This is a genomic window from Novosphingobium rosa NBRC 15208 (genome assembly GCF_001598555.1).
GTDB lineage: Bacteria > Pseudomonadota > Alphaproteobacteria > Sphingomonadales > Sphingomonadaceae > Novosphingobium > Novosphingobium rosa.
Window position 1 is genome coordinate 27,279 of the sequence record NZ_BCZE01000029.1, and the last position, 26,788, is coordinate 54,066.

General features: G+C 66.7%; 18 protein-coding genes. 8 read left to right on the forward strand and 10 right to left on the reverse strand.

Annotated features, from left to right (window positions below; all coding sequences use genetic code 11):
* Positions 1-29: 29 nt before the first annotated feature.
* Genes SR3_RS11995 through SR3_RS12015 form a run of 5 tightly spaced genes read left to right on the forward strand, consistent with a single transcriptional unit; the run spans position 30 to position 6,364 of the window.
* Positions 30-749, forward strand: a complete 720-nt coding sequence (locus tag SR3_RS11995) for an SDR family oxidoreductase (protein WP_068085904.1) — start codon at positions 30-32, stop codon at positions 747-749.
* Positions 746-2,797: a beta-galactosidase gene (locus SR3_RS12000; RefSeq protein ID WP_245653886.1), complete on the forward strand. Its 2,052-nt coding sequence runs from the start codon at positions 746-748 to the stop codon at positions 2,795-2,797. Before SR3_RS11995 ends, SR3_RS12000 begins: the two co-directional genes overlap by 4 nt.
* A 2-nt stretch (positions 2,798-2,799) precedes the next feature.
* Positions 2,800-4,425, forward strand: coding sequence for an alpha-L-fucosidase (locus SR3_RS12005; RefSeq protein WP_068086060.1), 1,626 nt, complete (start codon positions 2,800-2,802; stop codon positions 4,423-4,425).
* 29 nt (positions 4,426-4,454) lie between these two features.
* Complete coding sequence (locus SR3_RS12010; RefSeq protein ID WP_068085910.1) at positions 4,455-5,129, forward strand: aspartate/glutamate racemase family protein; 675 nt, start codon at positions 4,455-4,457, stop codon at positions 5,127-5,129.
* Positions 5,126-6,364 carry an MFS transporter gene (locus SR3_RS12015; protein ID WP_068085912.1) on the forward strand — a complete coding sequence of 413 codons (1,239 nt, stop codon included), beginning with the start codon at positions 5,126-5,128 and terminating at the stop codon, positions 6,362-6,364. The genes SR3_RS12010 and SR3_RS12015 overlap by 4 nt, the downstream gene beginning before the upstream one ends.
* On the opposite strand, the gene SR3_RS12020 is transcribed toward SR3_RS12015, so the two are convergent.
* Together SR3_RS12020 and SR3_RS12025 are read right to left on the reverse strand one after the other, a co-directional pair.
* Positions 6,361-7,629, reverse strand: coding sequence for a four-carbon acid sugar kinase family protein (locus SR3_RS12020; RefSeq protein ID WP_068085915.1), 1,269 nt, complete (start codon positions 7,627-7,629; stop codon positions 6,361-6,363). The genes SR3_RS12015 and SR3_RS12020 overlap by 4 nt on opposite strands.
* The gene (locus SR3_RS12025; protein WP_068085920.1) at positions 7,629-8,900 is read right to left on the reverse strand and encodes a ribulose-bisphosphate carboxylase large subunit family protein; all 1,272 of its coding nucleotides are present in this window, start codon (positions 8,898-8,900) and stop codon (positions 7,629-7,631) included. The genes SR3_RS12020 and SR3_RS12025 overlap by 1 nt, the downstream gene beginning before the upstream one ends.
* Before the next feature lie 150 nt (positions 8,901-9,050).
* Here SR3_RS12025 and SR3_RS12030 point away from each other — a divergent pair, with 150 nt between their 5' ends.
* Positions 9,051-11,120: a beta-galactosidase gene (locus SR3_RS12030; RefSeq protein WP_068085923.1), complete on the forward strand. Its 2,070-nt coding sequence runs from the start codon at positions 9,051-9,053 to the stop codon at positions 11,118-11,120.
* A 22-nt stretch (positions 11,121-11,142) separates the two neighbouring features.
* Here SR3_RS12030 and SR3_RS12035 read toward each other — a convergent pair whose 3' ends face one another.
* The 6 genes from SR3_RS12035 to SR3_RS12060 all read right to left on the reverse strand — a co-directional run bounded on the left by SR3_RS12035 (position 11,143) and on the right by SR3_RS12060 (position 20,711).
* A complete protein-coding gene (locus SR3_RS12035; protein ID WP_218018815.1) occupies positions 11,143-12,258 on the reverse strand; it encodes a glycoside hydrolase family protein in 1,116 nt (371 codons plus the stop codon).
* A gap of 64 nt (positions 12,259-12,322) precedes the next feature.
* Positions 12,323-13,123: an IclR family transcriptional regulator gene (locus tag SR3_RS12040; protein ID WP_169805618.1), complete on the reverse strand. Its 801-nt coding sequence runs from the start codon at positions 13,121-13,123 to the stop codon at positions 12,323-12,325.
* A 177-nt stretch (positions 13,124-13,300) separates the two neighbouring features.
* Positions 13,301-16,012 carry a TonB-dependent receptor gene (locus tag SR3_RS12045; protein WP_068085930.1) on the reverse strand — a complete coding sequence of 904 codons (2,712 nt, stop codon included), beginning with the start codon at positions 16,010-16,012 and terminating at the stop codon, positions 13,301-13,303.
* 299 nt (positions 16,013-16,311) lie between these two features.
* The gene (locus SR3_RS12050; protein ID WP_068085933.1) at positions 16,312-18,132 is read right to left on the reverse strand and encodes a beta-L-arabinofuranosidase domain-containing protein; all 1,821 of its coding nucleotides are present in this window, start codon (positions 18,130-18,132) and stop codon (positions 16,312-16,314) included.
* A 268-nt stretch (positions 18,133-18,400) separates the two neighbouring features.
* Complete coding sequence (gene glpK / locus SR3_RS12055) at positions 18,401-19,885, reverse strand: glycerol kinase GlpK (RefSeq protein ID WP_068085936.1); 1,485 nt, start codon at positions 19,883-19,885, stop codon at positions 18,401-18,403.
* 25 nt (positions 19,886-19,910) lie between these two features.
* Positions 19,911-20,711, reverse strand: a complete 801-nt coding sequence (locus SR3_RS12060) for an MIP/aquaporin family protein (RefSeq protein ID WP_084455475.1) — start codon at positions 20,709-20,711, stop codon at positions 19,911-19,913.
* Positions 20,712-20,871: 160 nt separating this feature from the next.
* On the opposite strand from SR3_RS12060, the gene SR3_RS12065 reads away from it, so the two are divergent.
* Together SR3_RS12065 and SR3_RS12070 are read left to right on the forward strand one after the other, a co-directional pair.
* Positions 20,872-22,389, forward strand: a complete 1,518-nt coding sequence (locus SR3_RS12065; protein ID WP_068085939.1) for a glycerol-3-phosphate dehydrogenase — start codon at positions 20,872-20,874, stop codon at positions 22,387-22,389.
* Between the two features lie 52 nt (positions 22,390-22,441).
* Positions 22,442-23,245: a DeoR/GlpR family DNA-binding transcription regulator gene (locus tag SR3_RS12070; RefSeq protein WP_307560919.1), complete on the forward strand. Its 804-nt coding sequence runs from the start codon at positions 22,442-22,444 to the stop codon at positions 23,243-23,245.
* Between the two features lie 131 nt (positions 23,246-23,376).
* On the opposite strand, the gene SR3_RS12075 is transcribed toward SR3_RS12070, so the two are convergent.
* Complete coding sequence (locus SR3_RS12075; protein ID WP_068085950.1) at positions 23,377-24,933, reverse strand: alkaline phosphatase D family protein; 1,557 nt, start codon at positions 24,931-24,933, stop codon at positions 23,377-23,379.
* Between the two features lie 150 nt (positions 24,934-25,083).
* Complete coding sequence (locus tag SR3_RS12080) at positions 25,084-26,715, reverse strand: carboxylesterase/lipase family protein (RefSeq protein ID WP_084455465.1); 1,632 nt, start codon at positions 26,713-26,715, stop codon at positions 25,084-25,086.
* Positions 26,716-26,788: the final 73 nt, after the last annotated feature.

Consider the following 26,788-nt stretch of genomic DNA (forward strand, 5'->3'; position numbering starts at 1 on the left):
GACAAGACTTCGATGAGGATGGATCACGCATGAACCTTCAAGGCAAAACCGCGCTTGTCACCGCCGCCGCCCAGGGCATCGGCCGCGCCTCCGCTCTGGCGCTGGCCACGGCGGGCGCGCGCGTGATCGCCACGGACATCAACGCAGCCGCCCTGTCCGAACTGGCCCACGCCAACATCGAGACGCGCCGGCTCGACGTGTTCGATGCGCAAGCCGTCGCCGCGCTTGGCGGCGAGCGGATCGATATTCTCTTCAACTGCGCTGGCGTGGTCCACGGCGGCACCATTCTGGAGACCAGCGAGGAGGATCTCGATTTCGCATGGGCCTTCAACGTCAAGGCGATGACAAGGCTGTGCCGCGCGGTGCTGCCCGGCATGGTCGAACGCCGCGATGGCGCGATCATCAACATGGCCTCGGTGGCCTCCAGCGTGAAAGGGGTGCCCAACCGCTTCGCCTATTCGGTGACCAAGGCGGCGGTGATCGGCATGACCAAGGCGATCGCGGCGGATTTCGTGGCGGACAACATCCGCGTCACGGCGATCTGCCCCGGCACCGTCGACACGCCCTCGCTGCATGAGCGGCTCTCGGCGGGCGGCGACTATGAGGGCGCACGCGCCGCCTTCATCGCGCGCCAGCCGATCGGTCGCATCGGCACGCCCGAGGAGATCGCCGATCTCGTCGTCTTTCTGGCCGGAGCGACCTACACCACCGGTCAGGTCCAGATCATCGACGGCGGCTGGACGCTGTGAAACGCATCGCCCTCCTGCTGGCCGCCCTGCTGGCGACACCGGCGCAGGCGCAGGCCCCCGCCCCCAAGGCCGCGTCCGAGCGGCTGTGGGTCGGCTCGGCCTGGTATCCCGAGCAATGGCCCGAAGCCCGCTGGGCCGAGGATCTGCGGCTGATGAAGGCGCAAGGCGCCAATGTGGTGCGCATCGGCGAGTTCGCATGGAGCCGGATCGAGCCGGAGGAAGGCCATTACGATTTCGGCTGGCTGCAACGCGCCGTCAGGCTGGCCGCCCAGTATGATCTCAAGGTGGTGATCGGCACGCCGACCAACACGCCCCCGGCATGGCTGACCCAGACCTATCCCGACACGCTGCGCGTCGACGATACCGGCGTGCCCGCCAAGCATGGCGGCCGCCGCCAGTTCTCGATCTCCAGCCCGCGCTACCGCGCGCTGGCCCGCGACATCGTGGGGCGCATGGCCGATGCGGTGGGTCAGGAGCCCAATGTGATCGGCTGGCAGATCGACAATGAATACACCGACGAAAGCTATGATCCCGCCGCCCGCGCCGCATGGCATGCCTGGCTGCAGGCCAAATACGGCACGCTGGACAAGCTCAACACCGTCTGGACGACGCAATACTGGTCGCAGACCTACAGCGCCTGGGATCAGGTGCCCTTCAGCACCGCCAAGGGCAATCCCGGCTGGATGCTGGACCTCAAGCGCTTCATCACCGGCCAGTGGGTGGCGTTCCAGCGCAACCAGCTGGAGGTGCTGCGCGCCAAAGTGCCGGCGCGGCAGTTCGTCACCACCAATCTTGGCGGGCTGGGCTGGGCGAACCGCTTCGACCGCTTCGCGATCAATCAGGATCTCGATCTGGCCTCATGGGACGATTATGTCGGCACCGGCCATATCGACCGCTACCGCAACGGCGCGGTCAACGATCTGGCGCGCGGCTGGAAGCGGCAGAACTTCTGGGTGATGGAAACCCAGCCCGGCTTCGTGAACTGGGCCCCGGTCAGCAACATGCTCTATCCCGGCGAGACCCGCGCGCTGGCCTGGCAGACGGTGGGGCACGGCGCCGATGCGGTGCTGTTCTGGCAGTGGCGCAATGCGCTCAACGGGCAGGAATCGATGCATGGCTCGCTGATCGGCGCCGATGGCAAGCCGCTGCCGATCTATGCCGAGGCGCGGCAGATCGGCGAGGATTTCGCCAAGGCCTCGCCCGCGCTGGCGGGCACCTCGCCCGATGCGCAGGTGGCGCTGCTGATGGACTATGACAGCCGCTGGGCCATCGACTTCCAGCCGCTGACCAGGGATTACGACAATGTCGCGGTGCTGATCGACCATTACCGACCGCTCAAGGATGCGGTGGGGGCGGTGGACGTGGTTGCGGCGGCGGCCCCGCTGGGGCGTTACCGGCTGGTGGTGGCGCCCGGCCTCAATGTCATCCCCGAGGCGCTGGCCGCCCATCTGGCCGATTATGTCCGCGCCGGGGGCCATCTGGTGCTGGGCCCGCGCTCGGGCCTGAAGGATGAATTCAACCGCCTCGATCCGGTTCGCCAGCCCGGGCCCCTCGCCGACCTGCTCGGCGGGCAGGTCGAGCAATTCTATGCCCTCGACGAGCCGGTTGCGGTGGGCAGCAACAGCGCGCGGATCTGGGCCGAAGACCTGACGGTCAAGGCAGCCGACGCGCAGGTGCTGCTGCGCTACGGCAAGGCCAATGGCTGGCTCGACGGCCATCCCGCGGCGATCACGCGCAAGTTGGGCAAGGGCCGCATCACCTATCTGGGGGCGCTGCTCGATGCGCCGGGCCTGCGCGCCTTTCTCGATCGCGAGATGACCGATGCCGGGGTGACCCGTGACATCGCCATGCCCGAGGATGTCGAGCTGATGACCCGCGAGGGGCAGGGCCGCCGGATCACCATTCTGATCAACCACGGCCGGCAGGAGCGCGCGGTGACCTTGCCCGCCCCCATGACCGATGTGCTGAAAGGCGGCAGCGTCACCCGGGTGGTGCTGCCGGTGGAGGGCGTCGCCGTCCTCCGGAACGATATAAAAACAGGGGGATGATGATGCGCACGACAAGACGGCACATTCTGGCGGGCGGGGTCATCGGCTCCGTCTGGCTCTCGGCCCCGGGGCTGGCGCGGGCAGGGCTGGTGCAGGCAGGGCAGGCCGCGACCGACCTCTATCCCATGGGCTTCAAGGCCGGGCCGGTCGGGCGCCAGCTTGCCCGTGTCGACAAGGGCGCGGCCACCGGCCCCTTTCGCCCGGACTGGGAATCCTTGCGCGGCTTCCGCGTCGCCGACTGGTTCCGCGACGCGAAATTCGGCATCTTCATCCACTGGGGCCCCTATGCCGTGCCCGGGTTCCTGACCGAATGGTATTCGCGCAACATGTATGATCGCGGCAATGTCGCTTTCACCTATCACCGCAATGTCTGGGGCCCACAGGACAAGTTCGGCTGCAAGGATTTCATCCCCAAATTCACCGCCGAGCATTTCGATGCCGAGGCATGGGTCGCCCTCTTCAAGGAGGCCGGCGCGCGCTACGTCGTGCCCGTGGCCGAGCATTGCGACGGCTTCGCCATGTATGACTGCGCGATGACCGACTGGAACGCGGTCCGCATGGGCCCCAGGCGCGACACCGCCGACGCGCTGATGAAGGCCGCGCGCAAGGCCGGGCTGCATTTCGGCCTCTCCTCGCACCGGGCCGAACACTGGATGTGGTTCGGGCCGGGCCGGGGCTATGACAGTGACGTCAATGATCCGCGCTATGCCGGGCTCTATGGGCCCGCCGCGCCGCAGACCCTGCCCGCCGACGCCCATGGCGCCGCGCCCGATCCCTCGCATCTGGAAAACTGGCTGCCGCCGCACAAGGACTTCCTCGACGACTGGCTGGCCCGCACCACCGAATTCATCGACAAATACCGCCCCGAAATCATCTATCTCGACTGGTGGACGGCGGCCCCCTCCTTCGAACCCTATCTCCAGCGCCTCGCCGCCTATTACTACAATGCGGGCAGGCGCGATGGCTATGCCACCGCCATCACCTACAAGGGCGAGCAGTTTCCCGTCGGCACGGCGCTGTTCGATGTCGAGCGCGGCAAGCTCGACGCGCTCCGGCTGGAGCCGTGGCAGACCGACACTTCGGTCTCGACCAAGAGCTGGGGCTACATTCAGGACGATGATTTCAAGCAGCCCAAAGCGCTGGTTCAGGATCTGATCGACATCGTCGCCAAGAACGGCAATCTGCTGCTGAACATCGGCCCCCGCGCCGATGGCACCATCCCCGAGGAGGTGCAGGCCACCTTGCGCGGCATCGGCGGCTGGCTGGCCACCCATGGCGAGGCGATCTACGGCACGCGGCCCTGGCGCTTCTTTGGCGAGGGGCCAACCACCGCCGTCGCCGGGGAGAAAAAGGAAAGCGCCAACCGCAGCTGGAAAAGCGCGGACTTCCGCTTCACCACCAAGGGCAGGACGCTCTACGCCATCGGCATGGAGCGACCCGCCAATGGCACGGCGCTGATCAAGACGCTCTATGCCGACACGCCGCATCTCGACAGGCCGATCGCCGGGGTCTCGCTGGTCGGGGCCGGTGCCCTCGCATGGCGGCAAGACGCGCAAGGGCTGGACGTGACCCTGCCCGACAGTGTTGGCGCCGCCATGCCCTATGCACTGAAAATCGATCTGGGCTGACCCCACCCCATAGCAGGAGAACCAGTCCCATGTCACAGCAAACGCTCGCCTTCCTTCACACCTCGCCCACGCTGGCCCCGCTGTTCACCGCGCTCGCCAGCGAGTTGCTGCCCGATGTGCGCGTGCTTCACTTCGTGGACGAAAGCCTGATCAAGAACACCATTGCCGCCGGGCAGCTGGAAAAGCCGACCATGCGCCGCCTGATCGACCTTGTCGGCTCCACCTTCGATGCCGGGGCCGACGCAACGCTGGTCACCTGCTCCTCCATCGGCCCGGCGGTGGACATGGCCAGCGCGCTGCACGACCGCCCCGTGCTGCGCGTCGACCGCCCGATGGCCGAGGCGGCGGTGGCGCGGGGCCGCCGCATCGGCGTGGTCGCCACTCTCTCGACCACCCTCGCCCCAACCGCCGACCTCGTGCGGCGCATCGCCGCCGAGCAGGGCAAGGAGATCGAACTGGTCGAGCATCTCTGCGAGGGCGCCTTCGACGCCGTGATGGCCGGAGACGGCGCCACCCATGACCGCATCGTCGGCCAGGCGATCACGCAGGCGATGGCCGGGCTCGACGCCATCGTTCTCGCGCAGGCCTCGATGGCGCGGGTGGTGGACGCCTTGCCGCCCGAGGACGTGCCCGCCCCCACCTTCGCCAGCCCGCGCCTTGGCGTCGAGCGCGCCCGCGACGCGCTGAAGGGGCTGGCCGCTTGAGCAAGCGCGCCGGTGTCCTGCTGCTGCTGGCGGCGCTCTCGGTCATCACCTTCGTGGACCGCATGGCCATCGCCGTCACCGGCACGACGATCCAGACCGACATGGGCATCGGCCCCGAGGCCTGGGGCTGGATTCTGGGCGCCTACACGATTGCCTATGCCGTGTTCGAGATCCCCTCGGGCGCGATGGGGGACCGCCGGGGCTACCGGCGGGAGCTGACGCGGATCACGGTCTGGTGGTCCTTCTTCACCGCGATCACCGCCGCCTGCCGCACGGCGTGGCAGCTGGGCACGGCGCGCTTCCTGTTCGGGCTGGGGGCGGCGGGGGCCTATCCCAACATGTCCGGCGTGCTCTACCGCTGGTTCCCGGCGCGGGAGCGCGCGCGCGGTCAGGGCGTGATCTGGGCCGCCAGCCGCTTTGGCGGCGCGCTCGCCCCGCTGCTGCTGGTGCCGCTGCAGGCGGCCTTCGGCTGGCGGGCGGTGTTTCTGGCGCTGGGGCTTGCGGGCTTCCTCTGGGCGCTGGCATGGCGGTTCTTCTTCCACGAACACCCCGGCCTGCACCCGCGCATCACCGCGCAGGAAAAGGCACTGATCGGCCAGAGCGGAGCGGCCGATCATACCGGCACCCCATGGGCCAGGCTGTTTGGCCTGCCGCAGCTGTGGCTGATCTCGCTCGCCTATTTCTTCTATGCCTTTGGCAGCTGGTTCTTTTTCGGCTGGTTCCCGGTGTGGATGGTCAAGGGTGCAGGCTTCACGCCCGCCGAGATGGGGCTTTATGCGGCGATCCCCTTCCTGCTCGGCATGGGCGGGAATCTCGTCGGCGGTTACCTGTCCGATGCGGTGGCGGCCCGCATCGGCATCCGGCGCGCCTACAGCCGGATCGCCTGCCTGTGCCTGCTCGCCACCGCCGTGCTGCTGGTGGCAATGAGTCTGGCCGCAGGCAAGCTGGCGGTTGTGCTGCTCGCCGGTGCGGCCTTTGCGATCATGGATCTGATGCTGCCCTCGGCCTGGGCCATGTGCATGGCCATCGGCGGCCGCCACGGGGGCGTCGCGACGGGCATGATGAACACCGCAGGCAACATCGGCGGGTTCCTCTGCACGGTGATCTTCGGCCATGTGGTCGCCAAAACCGGCGATTACGATCTGCCGCTGCGGGGCGTGGCGGGCTGCGTGGCGGTGGCGGCCCTGCTGTTCCTCGTCACCGACTGCACCCGCAGCTTCGAGCCGGAAGCCTAGCCGCCCTTCCGCACTGTCTCGAAGAAATCGGCGGCCCCCATCTGGCCGCCCTTCAGCACCAACTCCAGCCCATCAATGGCCGGATCGGCGGCGTGGAGGCGGCAAAGCGGCGCGCCGGGGGCAAGCGGGCCGACCCAGGTCAGCGCATCGCCACCCAGCTGGGCCACGGCATGGCTCGACGTGTCGCCGCCGGCGAACAGCACACGCCCGATCCCGGCCTCCGGCACGATGGCCTGGACCAGATTGCCCAGCATCGGGCCGAGCGCATCACTCACCGCGCCAGCCGCCGCAGCGACATCGCCCTGCGCGGAATGGATCACCACGCTCTCGCCACGCCCCAGCGCCGCGGTGGCCGCAGCGGCAAGGCGCGCAAGCTCCACCGGGTCATGAAGCCGCGCGACATCGATCCGCAGCGCCGTCCAGCCCGCAGCCTTCGCCCAGCCGATCTGCGCGGCGGTGGCCGGCGAACAGCTGCCGCTGACCACCAGCAGCCGATCGACCGCACGCGGCTTTGGCGTAACCGGCGCTTCCCCGCCCCATGCCGCGACCAGCGCCCGCGTGAGGCCGCCGCTGCCGACGCCGAAGCGGATCGCCCCACCGGCTCGGGCGGCGATCACATGCCCCGTCTCCTCCAGCATGCGCTGATCGACACTGTCGAACAGCACCGCCGCCGCATTGGCCGCGTCGAACACCGCGCCGGCGTCGCCTCGCGCGAAATCCTCAAGCGAGACGAGCGCCACCGCCATGTCCGTCTGCGCCGCCAGATGGCGGCGCAGATCCGCCTCCGCCATCGGCGTGACGGGATGATGGGCCATCGTCGGATGCCGGTCGAGGCGCTGCACCGCCTCCCCCGCCGCCGCGAACAGCGTGCCGAAGGCCACATAGCGGCGCAGGTTGGGCTGCCCCACCACGATGGGCACGGTGCCGCCGAAGCGCGCATGCCCGATCTCCATGGCGCGCCCGATCGATCCGACCTGTGGCGCGCTGTCGAAGGTGGAGCAGGTCTTGTAGTGGACCAGCTCGGGGCCCAGCGCTTCCAGCGCGGCGAAATGGCGATCCAGATTTGTGTTCATCCAATCCGGCGAGCGGCTGCGGCTGTCGCCCGCCAGCCCCACCGCATCCAGCCTTCCGAAACGCGCGAGTTCCTCCGCGCCGGGCGGACGGAGAAACAGCACGGCTTGAAAGCCCGCTGACGCCAGCGCCTCCAGCACGTCGGTCGAGCCGGTGAAATCGTCGCCATACCAGGCGTAGCGCAGCCCGCTCATCAGCTGGCGAAGGCGCTCAGGGCGTCGCGCAATTCGGGCTGATCGCGCGCCGCCGCATCGAGCGGCACACCCGCCATCGCCGCCTCCCAGGCCTGACGCAGCGCGCGGACGCCCGCCGCTGGCCCCTGCGGATGCGCCAGAATGCCACCGCCCGCCGCAAAGATGCAATCGCTGCTGCCCAGCGCCGCATAGGTCGCCGGAACCTGCCGGGCCGACTGCCCCGAGGAGAAGACCGGCATCACCTCGCAGCCCGGGTGCGGCGCGTCGAACATCGGGGTGAGGCAAGCGCGCGCCGAGGCGATCACGCTGTCGTCCGTCTCGCAGAACTTGTTGGCGATGCCGTTGACATGGGTGTGGTCGATCCCGGCCAGCCGCCACAGCTTCTGATAGGCGATGAAGCTCATGCCGATCGCCGGGGAGCGGCCATACATGCCCCAGCCGTTGCGATGGCCGTGGATCGGCACTTGCGCATGAGCGCGCAGCAGCTTCATCGCGGGCAGGCCGATGGAGTTCATGCTCGCCATGATGCAGGTGCCGCCCTCCGCCATGACCAGATCATGACGCGCCAGCATCTCGTCGACATCGCCGGTGAGGTTGGCGGCATACATCACGGTCTTGCCGGTCCGCTGCGCGTGATCGCGGATCACCGCCATCACCGCCTTCACCCGCGCCTCGAAAGGGCAGGCCGGGCCATCGGCCTGCAGTTCGTCATCCTTGATGAAATCCACCCCGGCCGCGACCAGCTGACGCACCTGCGCGGCGGTCGTCTCGGGCGACATGCCGACGCTGGGCTTGATGATCGTGCCGATCATCGGCCTGCCCTGCACGCCCGCCAGCCGCCGCGTGCCGGTGACGCCGAATTGCGGCCCCTGATAGCGGCTGAGAAATTCGGGCGGCAGCGTCAGGTCGAGCAGTTTGAGACCGGAAAAAGCCTTCAGTTCGGAGAGATTGCCCGCCACCGTCGCCAGCAGATTGGGCAGCGAGGGGCCGATGTTCTCCAGCGGCCAGGACAGATCGACGCGGGCCGTCCGGCGGCGCCCGTCAACGCCCCCTTTGGGCAGGCCGGAGCCCGGCAGGGAGGGTTGCGGCGCATCCTCAAGCCCGGTGATCGCCTCGACCCGCGCGGCGTGGCGTTCGCGCAGATCATCGGTTTCGTCGGGGGTGCGCACGAAGGTGCCGGTGGATTGCTCACCCGCCATGGTGGCGGCGGCATCCTCAAGGGGGAAGGCCGTTTCGATCCAGTAGCTTGCGTGGAAGCGCGGGCCTGTCATCACCTAACCTCTCTCGATTGCAGCGCGGTGGATCGATCGTGCTTTTTCCGCCGCTCATGTTTATATACACATCACACTTTAATATACGCACACATTAATGCAAGCTGCTGGGGCAGTGCCGACATAAGGCAAGACACGGAGAGGAGAGATATGCGAGTTCGGCATGGGGCGCTTTGCGCGGCGGCGATCATCAGTCTGACGGGCAGCCTTCCGCCCACCGCCAGCGTGGCTGCAGCACGGGCGACCGGCTTCTCAAACCAACCCGGCATGGCGGTCGGCGTCGCCTGGTATCCGGAGCAATGGCCCGAGGCACGCTGGGAGATCGATCTGGCAAAAATGCATGATTCCGGATTCAACGTGGTGCGCATCGCGGAATTCGCCTGGAGCCGGATGGAGCCCGAAGAGGGGCGTTATGATTTCAGCTGGCTGGATCGCGCCATTGCGGCGGCGGCCCGCCACGGCATGATGGTGGTGCTGGGCACGCCCACGGCAGCCCCGCCCGCCTGGCTGACCGCCCGCTATCCCGATGTGCTGCGCGTCGATGAGAACGGGCAGCGCGCGCAGCATGGCGCGCGCCGCCACTTCTCCTTCGCCAGCCCCCGCTATCGTCTTTTCGCCCGAAAGATCGCGACGGAGATGGCCCGCCGCTACGGCAAGGACCCGCGCGTGGTGGGCTGGCAGATCGACAATGAGATCGGCCCGGCCTCCTTCGATCCCGAGGCGCAGGCCCTGTGGCATCGGTTCCTGCAGCAGCGCTATGGCGCCATCGAAACGCTCAACCGGCGCTGGGCCACGCAATACTGGAGCCAGTCCTACAACAGCTTCGATCAGGTGCCGCTGCGGCAGACCGGGCAGCACAACCCCGGCCTGCTGCTCGACTTCCGCCATTTCACCACGTCGGTCTGGACCGATTACATCATGAATCAGGCCGAAGCGATCCGCACCCTGGCCGACAAGCGCCAGTTCATCACCACCAACACCATGTTCTGGAATGCGGGCTTCGACCATTTCGCGCTGCACCGTGGCCTGGATATGGCCGCATGGGACGATTATATCCGCAGCGACCATGTCGACTGGGCCGACAATGGCGCCAACCACGATCTCGTCCGTGGCTACAAGCAGCGCAATTTCTGGGTGATGGAAACCGAGCCCGGCCGGCTCGACTGGCTGCCGGTCAACAGCGCGCTGCGCCCCGGGCAAGTGCGCGAGATGGCGTGGCAGGCGATTGGCCATGGCGCGGATGCCCTGCTCTACTGGCAGTGGCGCCCGGCCATGAACGGGCAGGAGACCTATCACGGCGCGCTGCTGGGTCAGGATGGCGAGCCCAATCCGGTGCTGCAGGAGGTTGCCCAAACCGCGCGGGAGATCGCGCGCGCCGCTCCCCAGCTTGCCGATACCGATCCGGTGGCGAAGGTGGCGATGCTCTATTCCTTCGACAGCCGCTGGGCGCTGGACCTGCAGCGCCACCACCGCGATTTCGATCCGATCCGGGAGTTCGTCGATGTTTATCGCCCGCTGCGCGCAGAAGCGCAGGGGGTGGCGGTTGTGGCTCCCGACGCCGATCTGGCGCGCTTCCCGCTGGTGGTCGCGCCATCGCTGAACGTGATCGATGCGGTGACCGCGAAAAGGCTGGCGAGCTATGTGCGCGATGGCGGGCATCTGGTGCTCGGGCCACGCTCCGGGCAGAAGGATGACGCCAATGCGCTGTGGCCGGAGCGCCAGCCGGGGCCGCTGGCCGAGCTGCTCGGCGCGCATGTCGAGCAATATTACGCGCTCGACAAGGATGTGACGCTGAGCGGGGATTTGGGCGAGGCGGGCGCGTCGATCTGGGCGGAAACGCTCGTTCCGGACGCCAGCGATGTGCGCGTGCTGGCCCGTTTCCACGATGCCGGAGGGTGGCTGGATGGCAAGCCCGCCATTGTGAGCCGTTCGGTGGGGCGCGGCAGCATCACCTATGTCGGCAGCTGGCTGAAGCCCGACGCCATGGCGGCGCTCACCGGAATGCTGCTGCGCGAGGCGAAGATCGGCCCGGTCATCCTCGGCCTGGCCGCTGACATCGAGGTTGCCGAGCGCAGCGGCTCGGGGCGGCGCGTGCTGATCCTGATCAACCACGGCGCCACCGCGCATGACATCGCGCTGCCTGCCGGGGCCCGGCCAATCGCGGGCGATCTGGCCGGTGCGACGCTTCCGGCGCATGGCGTGGCGGTGGTGGGGCTTTAGAGCTGCGCCACCGCCGCCGCGGTCACCAAGGCCGGGACCGCGCGACCGAGATGCCGCGCACCTCATGTGGCCACGCTCCACCGACCGCGCAGTAGAAATGATAAAGATCGCCCTGATGCGCGATCAGCGAAGGTTTGTGCGCATAAGGATGATCGACCGCGCCCGGCGCGCCGGGATCGACGAGAATCTCGGGCACCTTGCGGAAGGTGAAAGGATCGTCACCCAGCGCCAGCAACTCGCGCGCCTTGCCGTCCGAGGACAGGCCGAAATAGAACATCGCCCATCTGTCGCCCACCTGAAACACCGCAGGGTCGCTGGCGAAGCGGTCGTCCCATGCTCCTGCCGGGCCATTGCGCAGCAGCGGGTTCGCGGGGTGCCGCGTCCAGGTCTTGAGATCGCGCGAGGTGGCCAGACCGGTCTGTTCGTGCCAGCGCTTCTCGCTCGTCTTGGCGTTGTAGAACAGCAGATATTCGTCGCCATGGCGGATGAGGTTCGGCTTGTAGAGGCCCCCGCGCTCCCATTCGGCGCCATCCTCCGGGCGCAGGATCGGCGCGGTCCGCTCCCAGTGGATCAGGTCGTCGCTCCAGGCGAGGCCGATCACCGCCGCCCCTTCCTCATAGCCCGCGCTGGGATAGGCATGCCATGCCGCCAGATAGCGGCCATGCACTCTGGTCAGCCGCCCGGCCGACCACAGGCCGTTCTCACGCAGGATCGAGGCCGAGGAGATGTTGTAGCGGGTCACCGGGTCATGGGGATCGCGCGCCATGGCCAGCCCCTTGCGCTCCCAGTTGACCAGATCGTCGGAGACGGCAAGGCCGGTCTGATAGCCGGTGCCGTCGAAGCCCGTATAGAACATGTGAAAGCGGCCATCGGCGCTGAACACGAAGGGGCAATCGACGCTTTTCCAATCGAACGCCCCCGCGTTGCCAGATCCCTTGAGCACAAGGCGCCCCAGCTTGTGCGGCGTGCGGCAGGCGGCCACGGGGTCGCGCATCGCCGGAACTTTGGCGGACAGCGCCGTTGAGCCTGCCAGCGCCGCGCCGCCGATCAGCAGCTGCCGGCGTGTTGCCCCCAAGGCATATGCATCGCCTGCCAAGGCGCCGTGATCCTGCGCCGAATCCTGATACGCGTCACCCATTCGATCCTCACCCTTTGTTTGTCTGCAAATCATATGCTCATTTGCAAACAGGGCAAGGCTCTTCTCAGTCGGTTTGCGCGCTCAGGCCGATGGTGCGGTTGATCGCCTCGGCCACCTCGCGCAGAGGCTCGACAAGGTGAGCGACATCGGCGCTCTTGCCCGCATCGATCAGCACGGCGATGGTCAGGGCCGCGGCCACCGAATGGCCCTGCCCGCCCACCAGCACGCCCACATCCGCGCAGCCGAAGAAGCGCTCGCCCACCGAAATGGCGACGCCCTGTTCCGCGATGGTCTCAAGCCGCTCTTCCAGCGTCTTGCGCTCGGCCTTGCCAAGCCGGGCCCATTCCTCGCTTCCGGCGAGCAGTGCGGCGCGCTGCTGCTCGGGCAAAGAGGCCAGCAGCAAACGCCCCGAGGTGGTGCGAAAGGGCGAATGGACCGAACCGACCTCGGCCGAGAGGCGAAAGGGCTTGGGGCTTTCCTCCTGCGCCAGAACCAGCACATGGTCACGGTTCAACACGCTGAGGTGGCAGCTTTCACGCACCGTATCGGAAAGCTGGCGCATATAGGGCCGCGCGGCGGTCAGCAGGGCCTCATAGGGCGAGTGGATGCGCGAGAGTTCGAACAGCTTGAGCGTCAGCATATAGCCGCCCGTGCCGGGATCGCGGCGGACATAGTTGCGACCCTCAAGGCAGGCCAGCATGCGGAACAGCTCGCCGGGCTGGCGCCCCAGGGTGCGCGCCAGCTGAGACTGGGTGACCGGCACCGCCTCTTCCGCCAGCCGCTCTATGATATCCAGACCTTTCTCCAACGCAGGGACAGAATATTTCTGGCGGCGCTCTTCGGAGGAAAGGACTTGTTCGCTCATCAATCGTGCCTCTGTTGCTGGATCGGCATCGCGATCCGGACTGCACGAATGCATCTAACGATCCTTTGGCCCCCCGTCACGCGCCTTGGCGGAAACAGGCGACCGGATGTGCAGGCTGTCGCCCCAAACAAAAAAGAGCCCGCGCGCATCGCACGCGGGCCCAGGGAGGGTTCGGTGTTACAGCTTCCAGCGGATGCCGATCATATATTGCGTGTCATCAATGGTATACTGGCCGGGGCGGGTCGGCGTTTGGTAATATTGCTGGATCTGGGTGCGCAGCAGATTCTGCGCATCGAGGCTGACCGTGAGGTTCTTGGTCACATCGAAGTTGATCGAGGCGTCGAGCCAGCCATAGCCCTTGGTCATCACCGGGAAGATGTAGGACTGGGTGGTGCCGCCGGTGGGCGTGAAGGCGCCCGCCAGAATGCTCGACAGGAAGCTGGAGCGATAGTTGTAGGCGATTCTCGCGGAGATCGGCCCCTTCTCATAGATGCCCGCGAGGTTGTAGCTGTGCCTGGAGAGCTGGGGCAGCGCCGCCGTGAAACCGACCAGCGAGGTCGGCGCCGAGCTTTCGGCATAGGTGTAATTGGCCTGCAGGCCCAGACCGGAGAACGCGCCGGGCAGGAAATCGAAGAACTGCTGATAGCCGACTTCCACGCCCTTCACGCTGCCCGTTCCCGCATTCTCGGGGCGCGACAAGGTGTAGCCGTCAAGCCCGCCGATCGAGACGTTCGGCGTCGAACGGGTGAAGATGAAGCCCTTCACGCGCTTGTAAAAGGTGGCGGCATAGAGCGAGCTGGACTTGCCGAAATACCATTCCAGCGAGGCATCGGCATTGGTCGAAAGGATCGGCGAGAGCGCCGGATTGCCCTGGCTGGCGGCCAGCTGCCCGGGCACCACGGTGAGCGCGGGCGAGAGCTGGCTGAAGTCCGGGCGGGTCAGCGTGCGCGATCCGGCAAGGCGCAGCTGGAGATGCTCGGCCAGATGGAAGCGCACATTCGCGCTGGGCAACCAGTTGTCATAGGAGCTTGAGGTGGAGGTCGGATCGACGACATTGGGCACCACCGGGGTCAGCACGCCTGCCGCATTGGTGGTGGTGCGCAGCTGGTTGCCGGTGATCGACAGCTGGGTCTTGACGTAACGCACGCCGACATTGCCATCGACCGGCACGCCGGCATCGAAACCGAACTTCGCCAGCAGATAGCCGGCATAGGTCTTTTCCGCGCCATTGAAGGCGGCAAGCTGGCTGTTGACCGAGGTCGAGGAAGGCGCCAGCGCGCCGGTCAGGCCCAGCTGGCTGAGCACGCCCGAGAAGTCGTTCCGCAGGATGCCGGGGTTGGCGTAAGGGTAATTGCGCTGGAAATCGACCGCGCTGGCGCCGCGCGTGTAGAAGTTGTTATAGGCGTTCTGCTGGAAGAGATTGCCATAAGCGGCCGGGTTCGTGCTCGTGGTGCGGCCGGTGTAGCGCAGGGGATTGACCTGAGCCACCGTGCGCTGCGCATAGCGGAAGCCCGCCTCGATCGATTTGAGCGGACCGTCGAACGCATAGGCGGCGTCCAGCCGGAAGGCTTTCTCGTCACCCTTATAGTGGTTTTCGTTCCGGGTGAGCGCGCCGACCGTGTAACCGGCAAGGTTGGACAGGTCGACGCCCGGCGTGGAGGAGGACGGCGGATTGGTCCCGACGAATTGGGTGAAGGTCGGCACCGTGCGCGTCAGGTCGAGTTCGGTGTAATAGAGATCGCTGGTCGATGTGGTGTAGGTGGCGTCACCCGTCAGCGTGAGGCGATCGTGGGTCCACTTCACATTGGCCGAGATCGACTTGTTCTCATCCTGCGTGTCACGCGCCGTACCGCCAGCGGTGAAGGGCACGTTGCTGTAACTGGCCTGCTGCAGGTTGTTCGTGCCGGCAAACAGCGTCGCGCTGCCCGCGACAGGCGTGGCGCCCGCCGTGGTCACCAGCGCATTGTACTGGTTCTGCGTGGTGGTGAAGCGCTGATACTGGCCTTCGACCAGCACCTCCAGCTCGGTGGAAGGATGCCACTGGAAGGCGGCGTTGGCGCCGATCCGCTGGCGCTTGCCGGTGACCAGCACCTGATTGCTGCCGTTGGGCGCGAAGACGCTCTGCCCCGCGACGAGATCGTTGCGCGGCGTGGGGGCGCCGGTGCTGTCGATGTCCTGCCGGTACTGGCGCTCCTGATAGGAGAAGCTGCCCAGCAGGCCCATCTCGCCGATGGAGGTATCCCAGCGGTCGGAGACGAGGACCGAGGCGCTGGGCGCGCCCTTCTTGATGAGATCGGCATAATTGTAGCGGGCGGTGCCGCTGGCGGTGAAGCCCTTGAAGTCGAGCGGCCGGCGCGTGCGCAGATCGACCGTGCCGCCAAGGCCGCCCTCGATGAGATCCGCCGTCACCGACTTGTAGACATCGATGCGCGAGATCAGCTCGGCGGGGAAGTCCTGAAGGTTGAAGGTGCGGCCGCCCCCGGCGGTGAAGGTCTCGCGGCCGTTCAGCGTGGTTTCGACCTGCGGCAGACCGCGAATGGCGATGGCCCCGCCCTCGCCCACATCGCGCGACACCTGCACGCCGGTCACGCGCTGCAGCGCTTCGGTCGCATTGTTGTCGGGCAGCTTGCCGATGTCCTCGGCGACGATCGAGTCGACGATGGAAAACGCGTTGCGCTTGATGTTCTGTGCGCTCTGCAAACTGGCGCGCACGCCGGTCACGATGATCTGCGGCGTGTCCGCATCCGCCGGCCCCTGAGGGTTGGCGGGGGCGGGCGTTGCCGCTGACGCATCCGGGCGGGCGCCCGCTGCGTTCTGGGCCAGCGCGGGGTGCGCCAGCCCCGCCAGCGAACAGAACGCAACACCGCAGAGAAGATACTTCGCCTTCATGTCACTCATCCTCCCGTATGCCGCCCTTGTCTTGCCCGTTGTCCATGAGCAAGCCCGCTGGGCGGTCATCCATTCATTCCCCGTCATCGATCGCGCCGGACCTTTATCGGCTCTCCTGAGCGATCTGACTCATTTGCATGCAAACATATCATGCGCCTATAAACAGGCAATCTCCTTTTTGCGCTGCTGCGCTTTTTTCAGGAAAGCGCTGCTTCTGTTGGGTTCTTCCGCGCGAGCAAGGACGAAAACCTCCGGCGCAATGCGACCGGCGGCCCGCGGGCTGCAAAGTGTCCGTTCTGTCAGGCGATCTGGAAGTAGGTCGCGTAGCGCTCGCTCTGCACCTGAAAATAGGGGATGAACACGAGATCGCGCCCCGCAACAGAGGCCCGATAGGCTTCCGCCTCCCCCGGCATGGGAGACAGCGCTGCGGGCAGAGCAATCGACTGGCCGCCGATGCCCTCCCACGGGTTGAGGCCGACATACATCACCGCGCCGCGCATCACCGCCGCCATGTTGGGATTGTGATCGTCGATGGGCAGAACGCGCAGCTTTTGCGGCAGAGTCAGTTCCAACACATCGCCCTGCTTCCATGCCCGGCTCACGGTCGCCAGACTGCCCGGCTCCACCGCTTGCGCCTGCCCGCCGACACGCACTGTCGCGCCCTTGGCCCAGGCCGGAATGCGCAGCTTCATCGCGAAACCGCCATCGCCGGGGTTGCGGATGGTCAGCCGCACGCTGTCGCTGGCCGGATAGTCGGTGTGCTGGCTGATCTCCACGGCGCCGCCGGGCCGCTCCCAGCGCAGGTCGGAACTGGCATACATGTTGACCATCAGCGTGCGATCGTCGTGGAAGTAGAGCCCCTGCACATAATCGGCAACGCCCTGCACCAGCGTGCCGGAGCAACACGGCCACTTCTGCTGGTAATAGACCTTCTGAGCATCCGGGCCGTAGTTCGAATAATAGGGATAGCCGCCGTCGCTGTCCGGAAAGCGCGTGGCGAGGATCGTGTTGTAGAGCGTGCGTTCAAGCCCGTCGCCATAGGCGGGCGATCCGGTGAAGCGGGTGAGATAACGCGCCAGCTTCATATCGGCGAAGCTGCCGCAGGGCGTCTCGAAATGCGCCTTGGACGAGGCGAGGCTGGCGGCCAGCCTGCCCTCATGGGGCGTCACGAACTGCTCCTCCGGCCCCCAGCCGCCGCTGGCGAAGCGCTGCTGCTCCAGAAAGCGCCACGCGTTCACCAGCGCCTGACGGTATTTCGTGTCGCCCAGATGCAGATAGGCCTGCGCGCCCGAACTCAGCGCGATCATATGGCTATAGGCATGTTTGGCGGGCAGCACATCCCGACCGGCGGCCAGAGGATCGAACCACTCACGATCCAGCAGATATTTCACCGCCAGCGCCCGGTATGTATCGTCGCCGATGATCTCCGCCGCGAGGAAGAGATTCTCGGGCAGAACATAGGTTTCATCGTAAGGCGGATCGAGCTTCCCCACCCGATCGCGCGAAACCGGCGAGATATAGGGCATGCATTTGTCGATGACGACGGGCAGCAGGGCCTTGGCCTGCTCCACCCCGCAGAGGCGATAGGCGTCGATCAGGCCGACGACATATTTGTCCATGACGTAAGCGGCCCACTGCTGCTGCGCCTTGGGCCCGGCATAGGGGTTGCGGGCGGCCACGAGCGCCTCGCCAAAGCCGTTGACCAGCGCCGCCACTTTCGCCCGCGTCGCCGGATCGCCCGTGGTCGCCGCGATCCGCGCCAGACCGGAGACATATTGCCCGAAGGCCAGACCGGGCACGAAGCCATCCGCGTCATACCAGCCGCCCATATCGGGGCCCGGCGCGGCCAGACCCGCATTCTGCCGGAAGACCTTGAGCAGCCGGTCATTGTCCAGCGCCAGATAATGGGCATGGATATGATCGTAATGACGCTTCATCACCCCGCCGGTCAGCCGCACCGCGCCATAGGGAAATTCATGGAACGCCTCCGCGCCCCCCGCGGGCGGCGGCGCAACCAGCGCCCCCGGCGCGGCCACCATGAACGGTGTGGCCGCAGCCGTGCAGGCCGCGCATTGAACGAAGCCACGCCGCGAAACCTCATGCCCCGTAAAGCCCGTCATCACGCCCCTCTCCTTCCGCGTTCATGCGCGTCTGCAAATTATGGATTTACAGGTAAACCATAAATGCGGGAGAGGCAATGGACTGAAAGGCGCGATGCTGCAGCCTTGCGCTTCGCCAAGCCGCGAAGAAACAAGCGCAAGGAACGCCAAACGCGCGCCTCCAGGGCGCTGGCCAAGCCGTTAGTCCGGCTAAATGAGGGGAAACGTGGCCTGCGCTGCGCCTCACATCACGCCGCGCGCCAAGGGGGCCTGGCGCCCCCTTGCGCCGTCACAGCGTGCGGCGCACCGCATCCTGCCAGCCGGCGGCCAGTTTTTCGCGCTCGGCCTTTTTCATATTCGGCTTGAACAGGTCGCCCTGAGTCCAGGTTGCCGCCAGCGCATCGAGATCGGGCCACAGCCCCGTCGCAAGGCCCGCATGGAACGCCGCGCCCAGCGCCGTGGTCTCCAGATGGACAGGCCGCTCCACCGGCGCATCGAGCATATCGGCCAGAAACTGGCACAGCCAGTCGTTGGCCGCCATGCCGCCGTCCACGCGCAGGGCTTCGGGCCGGGCGCCGCCGTCCTCGGTCATCGCGCTGGCCAGATCCATCGTCTGATAGGCCACCGCCTCCAGTGCGGCGCGGGCGAGATGGGCCTGGGTCGCGCCCAGAGTCAGGCCGAAGATCGCGCCGCGCGCATCCGGATCCCAATGCGGCGCGCCAAGGCCCACGAAGGCCGGGACCATATAGACGCCATTGTTGTCGGGCACCTGCGTGGCCATATCGTTGGTCTGGCGGGCGCTGGTGATCACGCCGATGCCGTCGCGCAGCCATTTGATCGCCGCCCCCGCCACGAAGATCGAGCCTTCCAGCGCATAGGTCATCTGCCCGTTCAGGCGATAGGCGGGGGTGGTGAGCAGGCGATGCTGCGAATCCAGCGCCTGCGCGCCGGTGTTGAGCAGCATGAAGCAGCCCGTGCCATAGGTGGATTTCACCATGCCCGGCTGGAAACAGGCCTGACCGAACAGCGCCGCCTGCTGATCCCCGGCGATCCCCGCGATGGGAATTTCCGCGCCCAGCAGGCTCTTGTCCGTGGCGCCGAAGATATGGGCGTTGTCGTGAACCTGCGGCAGCAGCTGCATCGGCACGCGCAGCAACCGGCACAGCTCCTCGTCCCAGCGTTGCTCGCGGATGTTGTAGAGCAGGGTGCGCCCGGCATTGGTCACATCGGTGGCATGCACCTTGCCGCCGGTCAGGCGCCAGAGCAGGAAGCTGTCGATGGTGCCGAAGGCCAGCTCGCCCTTTTCGGCCCGCGCCCGCGCCCCTTCCACATGATCGAGAATCCACGCCAGCTTGGTGCCCGAAAAATAGGGGTCGAGCAGCAGGCCGGTGCGCGCGCGGACATCGGGCTCCGCGCCATCGGCCTTCAGCTCGGCGCAGAGGCGCGCGGTGCGGCGGTCCTGCCAGACGATGGCGTTGTGGATGGGCTTGCCACTGGCGCGTTCCCACACCACCACCGTCTCGCGCTGGTTGGTGATGCCGATGCCCGCGATGCCGCCCGCGCCCACGCCGCTCTTCTCGATGGCCTCGCGCGCGGTGGAGAGCGTGTCGCGCCAGATGTCTTCGGGATCATGCTCCACCCAGCCCAGCTCGGGGTAATGCTGCGCGAACTCGCTCTGCGCGGTGGCGACCGGGCGCGCGGCATCGTCGAAGACGATCGAGCGCGTCGAGGTCGTGCCCTGATCGATGGCGAGAATATGGCGGGCTTGGGTCATCAGGCATTCTCCGAAAGCGGGCGGCTTAGTGCAGGATCTTGCGGTCCCTGGGCAAGTAGGGCTTGATCAGAAGCTGATAGATGCCCGCCCCCACGACACCGCCCAGCAGCGGCGCGGCAACCGGCACCCACCAGTAATTGTCGGGCCCGGGAAAGGCCGAGGCGTCCCACCCGGCCAGCCACGCCAGCAGACGCGGGCCAAGGTCACGCGCGGGGTTGATCGGCCAGGCCTCCAGATAGCCGCCGCAAGCCCCGATGCAGGCCACCAGCAGGCCGATCATCAGCGCGCCGGAATTGGCCATGGGGGCGCTGGTGTTGTATTCGTCGGTGATGGCGAAAATGCCCAGCAGCAGGATCGCGGTGAGCACCACCTCGTCCCAGAAGGCATGCATCGGCAGGATATGCGGCCCGGGATGGGTGAAGAACACCCCCGCCGCCCCGCCGCCCGCGCGCGTCAGCCCATGGGCGGCGTTGTAGGCGTCGATCACCGGGTGATAGAGCTGAAGCACCAGCGCCGCGCCGATGAAGCCGCCGATCACCTGAGCAATCCAGTAAGGCAGCACCTTCTCTTTGGGAAAGCCGCGAAACAACGTCAGCGCCAGTGTCACCGCCGGATTGGCATGGGTGCCCGAAACCGCGCCGGTCACGAAAATGGCCAGCGTCACCGCCAGACCCCAGGCGATGCACACGCCCCAATAGGCGGTGGCATAGGGGCTGGGATCGTAAAGCGTGATCATCGCCGCCGCGCAATCGCCCAGCGTGATGATGATCGCCACGGCGATCACCTCCGCGATCAGCTCGCCGCGCAGCTTGTGGTCCAGGGTCATGTCCATCCTCTCACCGTCTGCGCCGGGGGCGTTTTCGCTGGTTTTCGCCATCTGCACACGCTTTCGACCCAGCGTCAACAGTTTCGTTTGCATTTTCGATAATGCGGTCATATTTTCGCATTCGAAAAATTTAATGGACTCACTCCGAAAGACGAACGCCATGGCCACACCCCCCAGCCCCGCCGAACCGACCTATGACCTGCTGATCGTGGGCGGCGGCGTGAATGGCGCGGGCATCGCGCGCGATGCGGCGGGGCGGGGCCTGTCGGTGCTGCTGGTCGAGGCTGAGGATCTGGCCAGCCACACCTCCTCGGCCAGCACCAAGCTGATCCATGGGGGCCTGCGCTATCTGGAGTATTACGAATTCCGTCTGGTGCGCGAGGCGCTGATCGAGCGCGAGCGCCTGCTGGGCATGGCCCCGCATATCATCTGGCCGCTGCGCTTTGTGCTGCCGCAGTCGCAATCGCCGCGCCCGGCGTGGATGGTGCGATTGGGCCTGTTTCTCTACGACCATCTGGGGGGCCGCAAAAAGCTGCCCGGCACGCAAAAACTGGATCTGGACCGCGCCCCGCAGGGCCATGGCCTGAAGCGCGGCGCGAGAGGGAAAGGCAGCGCCTTCGTCTATTCCGACTGCTGGGTGCAGGACAGCCGCCTGACCGTCCTCAACGCGATGGATGCCGCCGCGCGCGGGGCAGAGATCCGCACCCGCACCCGCCTGGTCAGTGCGCAATCGCAGGGCGATCGGTGGCTGGCCACCATCGAGGATGGGATGGGTCAGCGTCAGGTGCGCGCCAGGGTGCTGGTGAATGCGGCGGGGCCATGGGTCGATGCCGTGCTGCGCAGGCTGGGCCGGGCGCGCAACGATCGCGGCGTGCGGCTGATCAAGGGCAGCCATATCGTGGTGCCCCGGCTCTATGAAGGCGACCACGCCTTCATGCTGCAAAACCCGGACCGCCGCATCGTTTTCGCCATTCCCTATGAGCAGAACTTCACCCTGATCGGCACCACCGACGAACCGTGGAACGCACCGCCGGGCAAGGCCGAGATCAGCCAGAGCGAGATCGACTATCTCTGCGAGACGGTGAACCGCTATTTCGAGCGCGAGGTCTCCCCCGCCGACATCGTGTGGAGCTATGCCGGCATCCGCCCGCTTTACGACGATCACGCCGCCAATGCCTCGGCGGTGACGCGCGACTATGTGCTGGATTTCGATCAAAGTGAGGGCAAGGCCCCGATGCTCAGCGTGTTTGGCGGCAAGATCACCACCTATCGCAAGCTGGCCGAACACGCGATGGAGCATATCGCCCCGCTCTTCCCACAGGCCAGCGCGCCATGGACGGCGGGCGCCACCCTGCCAGGCGGCGACCTGCCCGATGGGGATTTCGAAGCATTCGTGGCCAGCCTGGTCGCGCGTTACCCGCAGTTGGCGCCCGCGCTGCTGCATCGTCTGGCCCGCGCCTATGGCACCTGCGTCTTCAAGCTGCTGGGCACGGCGCGGACGCCGGAGGATCTGGGCGCCGATCTGGGCGGCGGCCTCCACACGCGCGAGGTGGATTATCTGGTGGCAGCCGAATGGGCCTGCACCGCGCAGGACATTCTCTATCGCCGCAGCAAGCTGGGCCTGCATGTGCCGCAAGGCACGGCGCAGGCGCTGGAAGCCTATCTGGCCCGCGATTGACCTCGACGCCACGGGGTTTAAGGCCATCGACAGCAACGACAAGGAGGCGATGGTGAGCACTGTGACGGACAATCAGGACGACGCCATCGCCCGCCGCCGCGCCCGCATTCTGGAGATCGCCCGCAACGCCGGCAGCGTGGCGGTGGAGGATCTGGCCGAGCGCCTTGCCGTCACCCCCCAGACCATCCGCCGGGATTTGAACGTGCTGGCCGATCAGGCCCTGCTCTCCCGCATTCATGGCGGCGCGCTGGTGGCCTCGGGCGTGAACAACATCGCCTATGACACGCGCCGCGCCGTGGCCGCCCATGCCAAGGCCCGCATCGGCGCCGCGGCGGCGGCGCTGATCCCGGATGGCTCCTCGCTGTTCATCAACATCGGCACCACCACGGAAGCGGTGGCGGCCAATTTCAGTCATCATCGCGATCTGATGGTGATTTCCAACAATCTCAATGTGGTGGATGCGCTCAGCAGCCATGGCTCGGTCGATCTGGTCTGCGTGGGCGGCACGGTGCGCACGCAGGATCGTGCGGTGGTCGGCGCGCTGGCGATGCGCTTCATCGAGAATTTCCGCGTCGATTACGCGCTGATCGGCATCTCCGCTCTGGCCTCGGACGGCACGCTGCTGGACTTCGCCATCGATGAGGTGGAGGTCTCGCAAACGATCATCCGCAACGCGCGCAAGGTCATTCTGGTGGCGGATTCCTCCAAGGAGGGCCGCGCGGCCCCGGTGCGGGTCTGCGGCATGGAGGCCATCGACTTCTACGTCTGCGACCGCGTGGTGGATGAAGGGCTGAAGGCAGCCTGCAAGGCGCATGGCGTGGAGGTGATCGAAACGCTGGCTGGCGAGGCGGCATAGACCGCCAGCTGCCCCGCGCCGCAGCCATCCGATCTGGCGCGGGTCATGACCGCGCCATGCCCTCCGGCGCACGACGCTGACCTATGCCGATGGCCAGATGCGCCGCACCGGTTTTGCCTGTGGCGCCCCCGTCAGGCCCGCACCAGCCCCGGCTTTCCGGCCTCCACCGCCCAGCTGGCCGCCGTCTTGATCGGCATGTCCCGGCGCGACACGGCGTCCACCGTGCGGTAATGGCCGATCCAAGAGGCCGCCGTGATCTCGCTCACCACATAGCCACGCCGGTCATTGGTCCATTTGAGGAAGGGATTGTCGGCCATCCAGCGCTCGATGCCGGGGCGCAGATCATGGCCGTCCCCGCCCGAGGTGATCGAGGTGGAGACGAATTCGGAGGCCACCACCTTCTCGCCCACCATCAGGTCATTGGCGTAATTCTCATGCTCGTCGCCGGTGACGACCACCACATTGCGGCTGCGACCGAACAGGCCGAACAGCCTTTCGCGCTGCGCCTGATAGCCCGCCCAGCTGTCCATATTGTAGGTCGGCGCGGTCTGCTTGTCGTCCGGCCCGCGGCGGTCGAGCGGGCACATCATCACCTGCTGCGCCAGCCCCTGCCAGCGCTGATGGCTCTGGGCGAAACCGGCATTGAGCCAGCTTTCCTGCTCGGGGTTGATCATCTGCGCGCTTGGCGAGACCTGCGCCGCGCAGACCAGCTGGTAATTGTCACCGCAGGGCTGATCGCTGCGATAGAGGCGGGTGTTGGGCAGGTGCAGGCGCAGCAGATCGCCGTAATCGGCGCGCTGGTGGAAATCGACCGTCCCGTCGCGCGCCATCGTCGAGCGGCGCACCGGCATATGCTCATACCAGGCCTGAAGCGCCATGCGGCGGCGGGTGATGAACAGCTCGGGCGGGGTGCCGTTCTGATCCCACTCGCCCGCCCAGTTGTTCTGCACCTCATGGTCGTCATAGGTGCAGAACCAGGGATGCGCCGCGCGGGCGGCCTGCAGATCGGTGTCGAGCGCGGTCTGGGCATAGCGCAGGCGATAGGCATCGAGCGAAAAGGGCTCCGCGCCCAGATAGCGGCGCACCGGATCGACCGGCTGATGATGCGCGTCCAGCGCGAAACCGGGCGAATATTCGTAGATGAAATCGCCGTAATGGAAGAAGAAATCCAGATCTTCCTGCGCGGCATGGCGGAAAGCGGTGTACCAGCCCGCCTCATAATGCTGGCAGCCCACGGCGGCGAAGCGCACCCGCTCCACCGACGCGCCGAGAGCGGGCAGCGTGGCGGCGCGGCCGGTCAGGCTCTTCTGGCCCGCGCAATGGAAGCGATACCAATAGGAGCGGCCCGGCTTCAGCCCCGCCACTTCGGCATGGATGGCATGGCCCAGTTCCGGGCGGGCGATCTCGGTGCCCTTGGCCACGGGCTTGTGAAAGCCTTCGTCCTCGGCCACCTCCCAGTCGACGGCCACCGGCTTCATCGGCATGCCATATTGCGGTTCGAACGGCCGCGGCGCGAGGCGGGTCCAGAGCACGAAGCCATCGACGGCAGGATCGCCCGCGCAGACGCCCAGCGTGAAGGGATAATCGGTGAAGCCCAGCGTCTGCGCCCGGGCGGACGTCAGAATGAAGGGGCTGAGCGAAAGGCCACCGACGAGGGCACGGCGCGACAGGGGGAAAAGATCAGGCATAAAAGGCTGTTATGCAGCAACTGTTGCGACAATGTGACAATGTATCACAACCTGCCGGCAGGCGGATGTCAGCGCCTGGCCGTGCGCGCCATCCAGCGCGCCGGGAGCGAATGTGACGACCCGATCCCGCCCCTTGTGCAAGCCTCCGCTTTATCGGCGTTTCGTGGGAGCAACCGGATCGGCCGGGTCGATGCGATCATGCGCCTGCTTGATGGCCAGAAAGCGTGCAAAATCGGCATCGGCTTCGGCATGGCTGACCGCCGCGATCCTCATCCGCTGCGCCGCCGGGCCCGGCGTATAGCGTGGCCAGAGCGCCAGCCCCGCGCCGCCCGGCCCCCTGCCGTTCGGATTTCCGGTCTTGATGAAATTGACCCAATAGGCCGACATGGTGGCGGCGATGGCGCGATCCACATCCGTCACCGCCCAGTCCGGCCTGGAGGCCAGCGTATCGAAGGCATAGGGAATTTCCGCGCCATGGAAGGCGCCCGCCAGCCTCACATCGAAATGTGGACCGAAGGTGCCCGCCGGGATCGGCGGCGCATGGTCGAATTCATAGGCATAGACCGGCTGACGCCCGCTCAGCGTCTGGGCATAGGCCCATTTCCAGGTGCCATAGGCGATGCCATTGTCTCCCGCCGCGCGAACATAGGCCTGCAGGTCATCCTCGGACCGGGCCGCGTAAAAGGGCGCGATGCGCGCCGCCTCCGCGCCGTAATAGCCCTTGAGCAGCTCCGAAAAAGGCTTGCGCCCCATCAGCAGATTGACCGAGCCCTCCTGCGCGTTCCAGCCCACGAGCAGCGGCACGTCATTCTGCCGGTGCCGGGCGAAGATGCGCCATGGCGCATCGGGCAGCAGCGCGCCATCGACCACCGGCAGATTGTAGAAGGTTCCGGCGCGGACCGAGGCATCCAGCACATGCTGCGCCGAGGCCGCCCGCATCCCGGCCAGATTGCCCACCCCCAGGGCTGCCATCAGCTTGCCGCCCTTGGCCTCTTCATCGGCCAGACTGGTGGCGCCCATGCTGCCATATTCGTGAACCCGCAACGACGACCCGCTTTCCCCGATCGCCCGCTGGAACAGCCCTTTGGCCTGCGGCGAAACCATCAGCACGCTGGTGGTGACCGAGCCCGAGGATTCGCCGCCGATCGTCACCCGCGCGGGGTCTCCTCCGAAAGTGGCGATGTTGCGCCTTACCCAGCGCAACGCCGCCAGATCGTCCATAAAGCCGTAATTGCCCGAGGCGCCATGCAGGCTCTCGCGACTCAGCTCCGGCGTGGAGAGGAAACCGAGGGGGCCAAGGCGATAGTTGACCGTCACCACCACAATGCCCTTGCGGGCCATGGCGCTGCCATCGAAACCGGGCTGCGCACCGGAGCCGACACGCGATCCACCGCCGTGGAACCAGACATAGACCGGCAGCTTGGCCGCATTCCGTCCCGCCGGCGTCCACACGTTGAGATAGAGGCAATCCTCCGAACGCGGGCGCGACGCGGGGCTCTCCCCAGACACCGCCTGAAAGCAATCGGCCCCGAAGGTATCGGCTTTTCGCGGCTGCGCCCAGGGCACGACCGGCGCGGGCGGCCTCCAGCGCCGGGGCCCGACCGGCGGCGCGGCATAAGGCAGGCCCTTGAAGCTGGTGATGCCTTCAGCGTCAGCCGCAGGGCGGATCACCCGCCCGCCATCGATGGCGATGGTGGAGGGCGGCGCAGGCGCGGCGTCAGCCCCTGAAAAGCCCGCCGTCATCGCGCCTGCCAGGAACATCGCCAAAATGCATCGCTTCATCGGTGAGGTTCCTTCGTGGTTATCCCAAAGACCGGTCGCGACGAAACGGAGAGCGCCACAGCAGACATGGCTG

Excerpts from the sequence above, each read along its gene's own strand:
- SR3_RS12010 (WP_068085910.1), top strand. The coding sequence starts at position 4,455 with ATGTCACAGCAAACGCTCGCCTTCCTTCACACCTCGCCCACGCTGGCC.
- glpK (WP_068085936.1), bottom strand. The coding sequence starts at position 19,885 with ATGACCCAAGCCCGCCATATTCTCGCCATCGATCAGGGCACGACCTCG.
- SR3_RS12060 (WP_084455475.1), bottom strand. The coding sequence starts at position 20,711 with ATGACCCTGGACCACAAGCTGCGCGGCGAGCTGATCGCGGAGGTGATC.
- SR3_RS12030 (WP_068085923.1), top strand. The coding sequence starts at position 9,051 with ATGCGAGTTCGGCATGGGGCGCTTTGCGCGGCGGCGATCATCAGTCTG.
- SR3_RS12005 (WP_068086060.1), top strand. The coding sequence starts at position 2,800 with ATGCGCACGACAAGACGGCACATTCTGGCGGGCGGGGTCATCGGCTCC.
- SR3_RS11995 (WP_068085904.1), top strand. The coding sequence starts at position 30 with ATGAACCTTCAAGGCAAAACCGCGCTTGTCACCGCCGCCGCCCAGGGC.
- SR3_RS12020 (WP_068085915.1), bottom strand. The coding sequence starts at position 7,629 with ATGAGCGGGCTGCGCTACGCCTGGTATGGCGACGATTTCACCGGCTCG.
- SR3_RS12025 (WP_068085920.1), bottom strand. The coding sequence starts at position 8,900 with ATGACAGGCCCGCGCTTCCACGCAAGCTACTGGATCGAAACGGCCTTC.
- SR3_RS12080 (WP_084455465.1), bottom strand. The coding sequence starts at position 26,715 with ATGAAGCGATGCATTTTGGCGATGTTCCTGGCAGGCGCGATGACGGCG.
- SR3_RS12045 (WP_068085930.1), bottom strand. The coding sequence starts at position 16,012 with ATGAAGGCGAAGTATCTTCTCTGCGGTGTTGCGTTCTGTTCGCTGGCG.
- SR3_RS12065 (WP_068085939.1), top strand. The coding sequence starts at position 20,872 with ATGGCCACACCCCCCAGCCCCGCCGAACCGACCTATGACCTGCTGATC.
- SR3_RS12075 (WP_068085950.1), bottom strand. The coding sequence starts at position 24,933 with ATGCCTGATCTTTTCCCCCTGTCGCGCCGTGCCCTCGTCGGTGGCCTT.
- SR3_RS12050 (WP_068085933.1), bottom strand. The coding sequence starts at position 18,132 with ATGACGGGCTTTACGGGGCATGAGGTTTCGCGGCGTGGCTTCGTTCAA.
- SR3_RS12040 (WP_169805618.1), bottom strand. The coding sequence starts at position 13,123 with ATGAGCGAACAAGTCCTTTCCTCCGAAGAGCGCCGCCAGAAATATTCT.
- SR3_RS12035 (WP_218018815.1), bottom strand. The coding sequence starts at position 12,258 with ATGGGTGACGCGTATCAGGATTCGGCGCAGGATCACGGCGCCTTGGCA.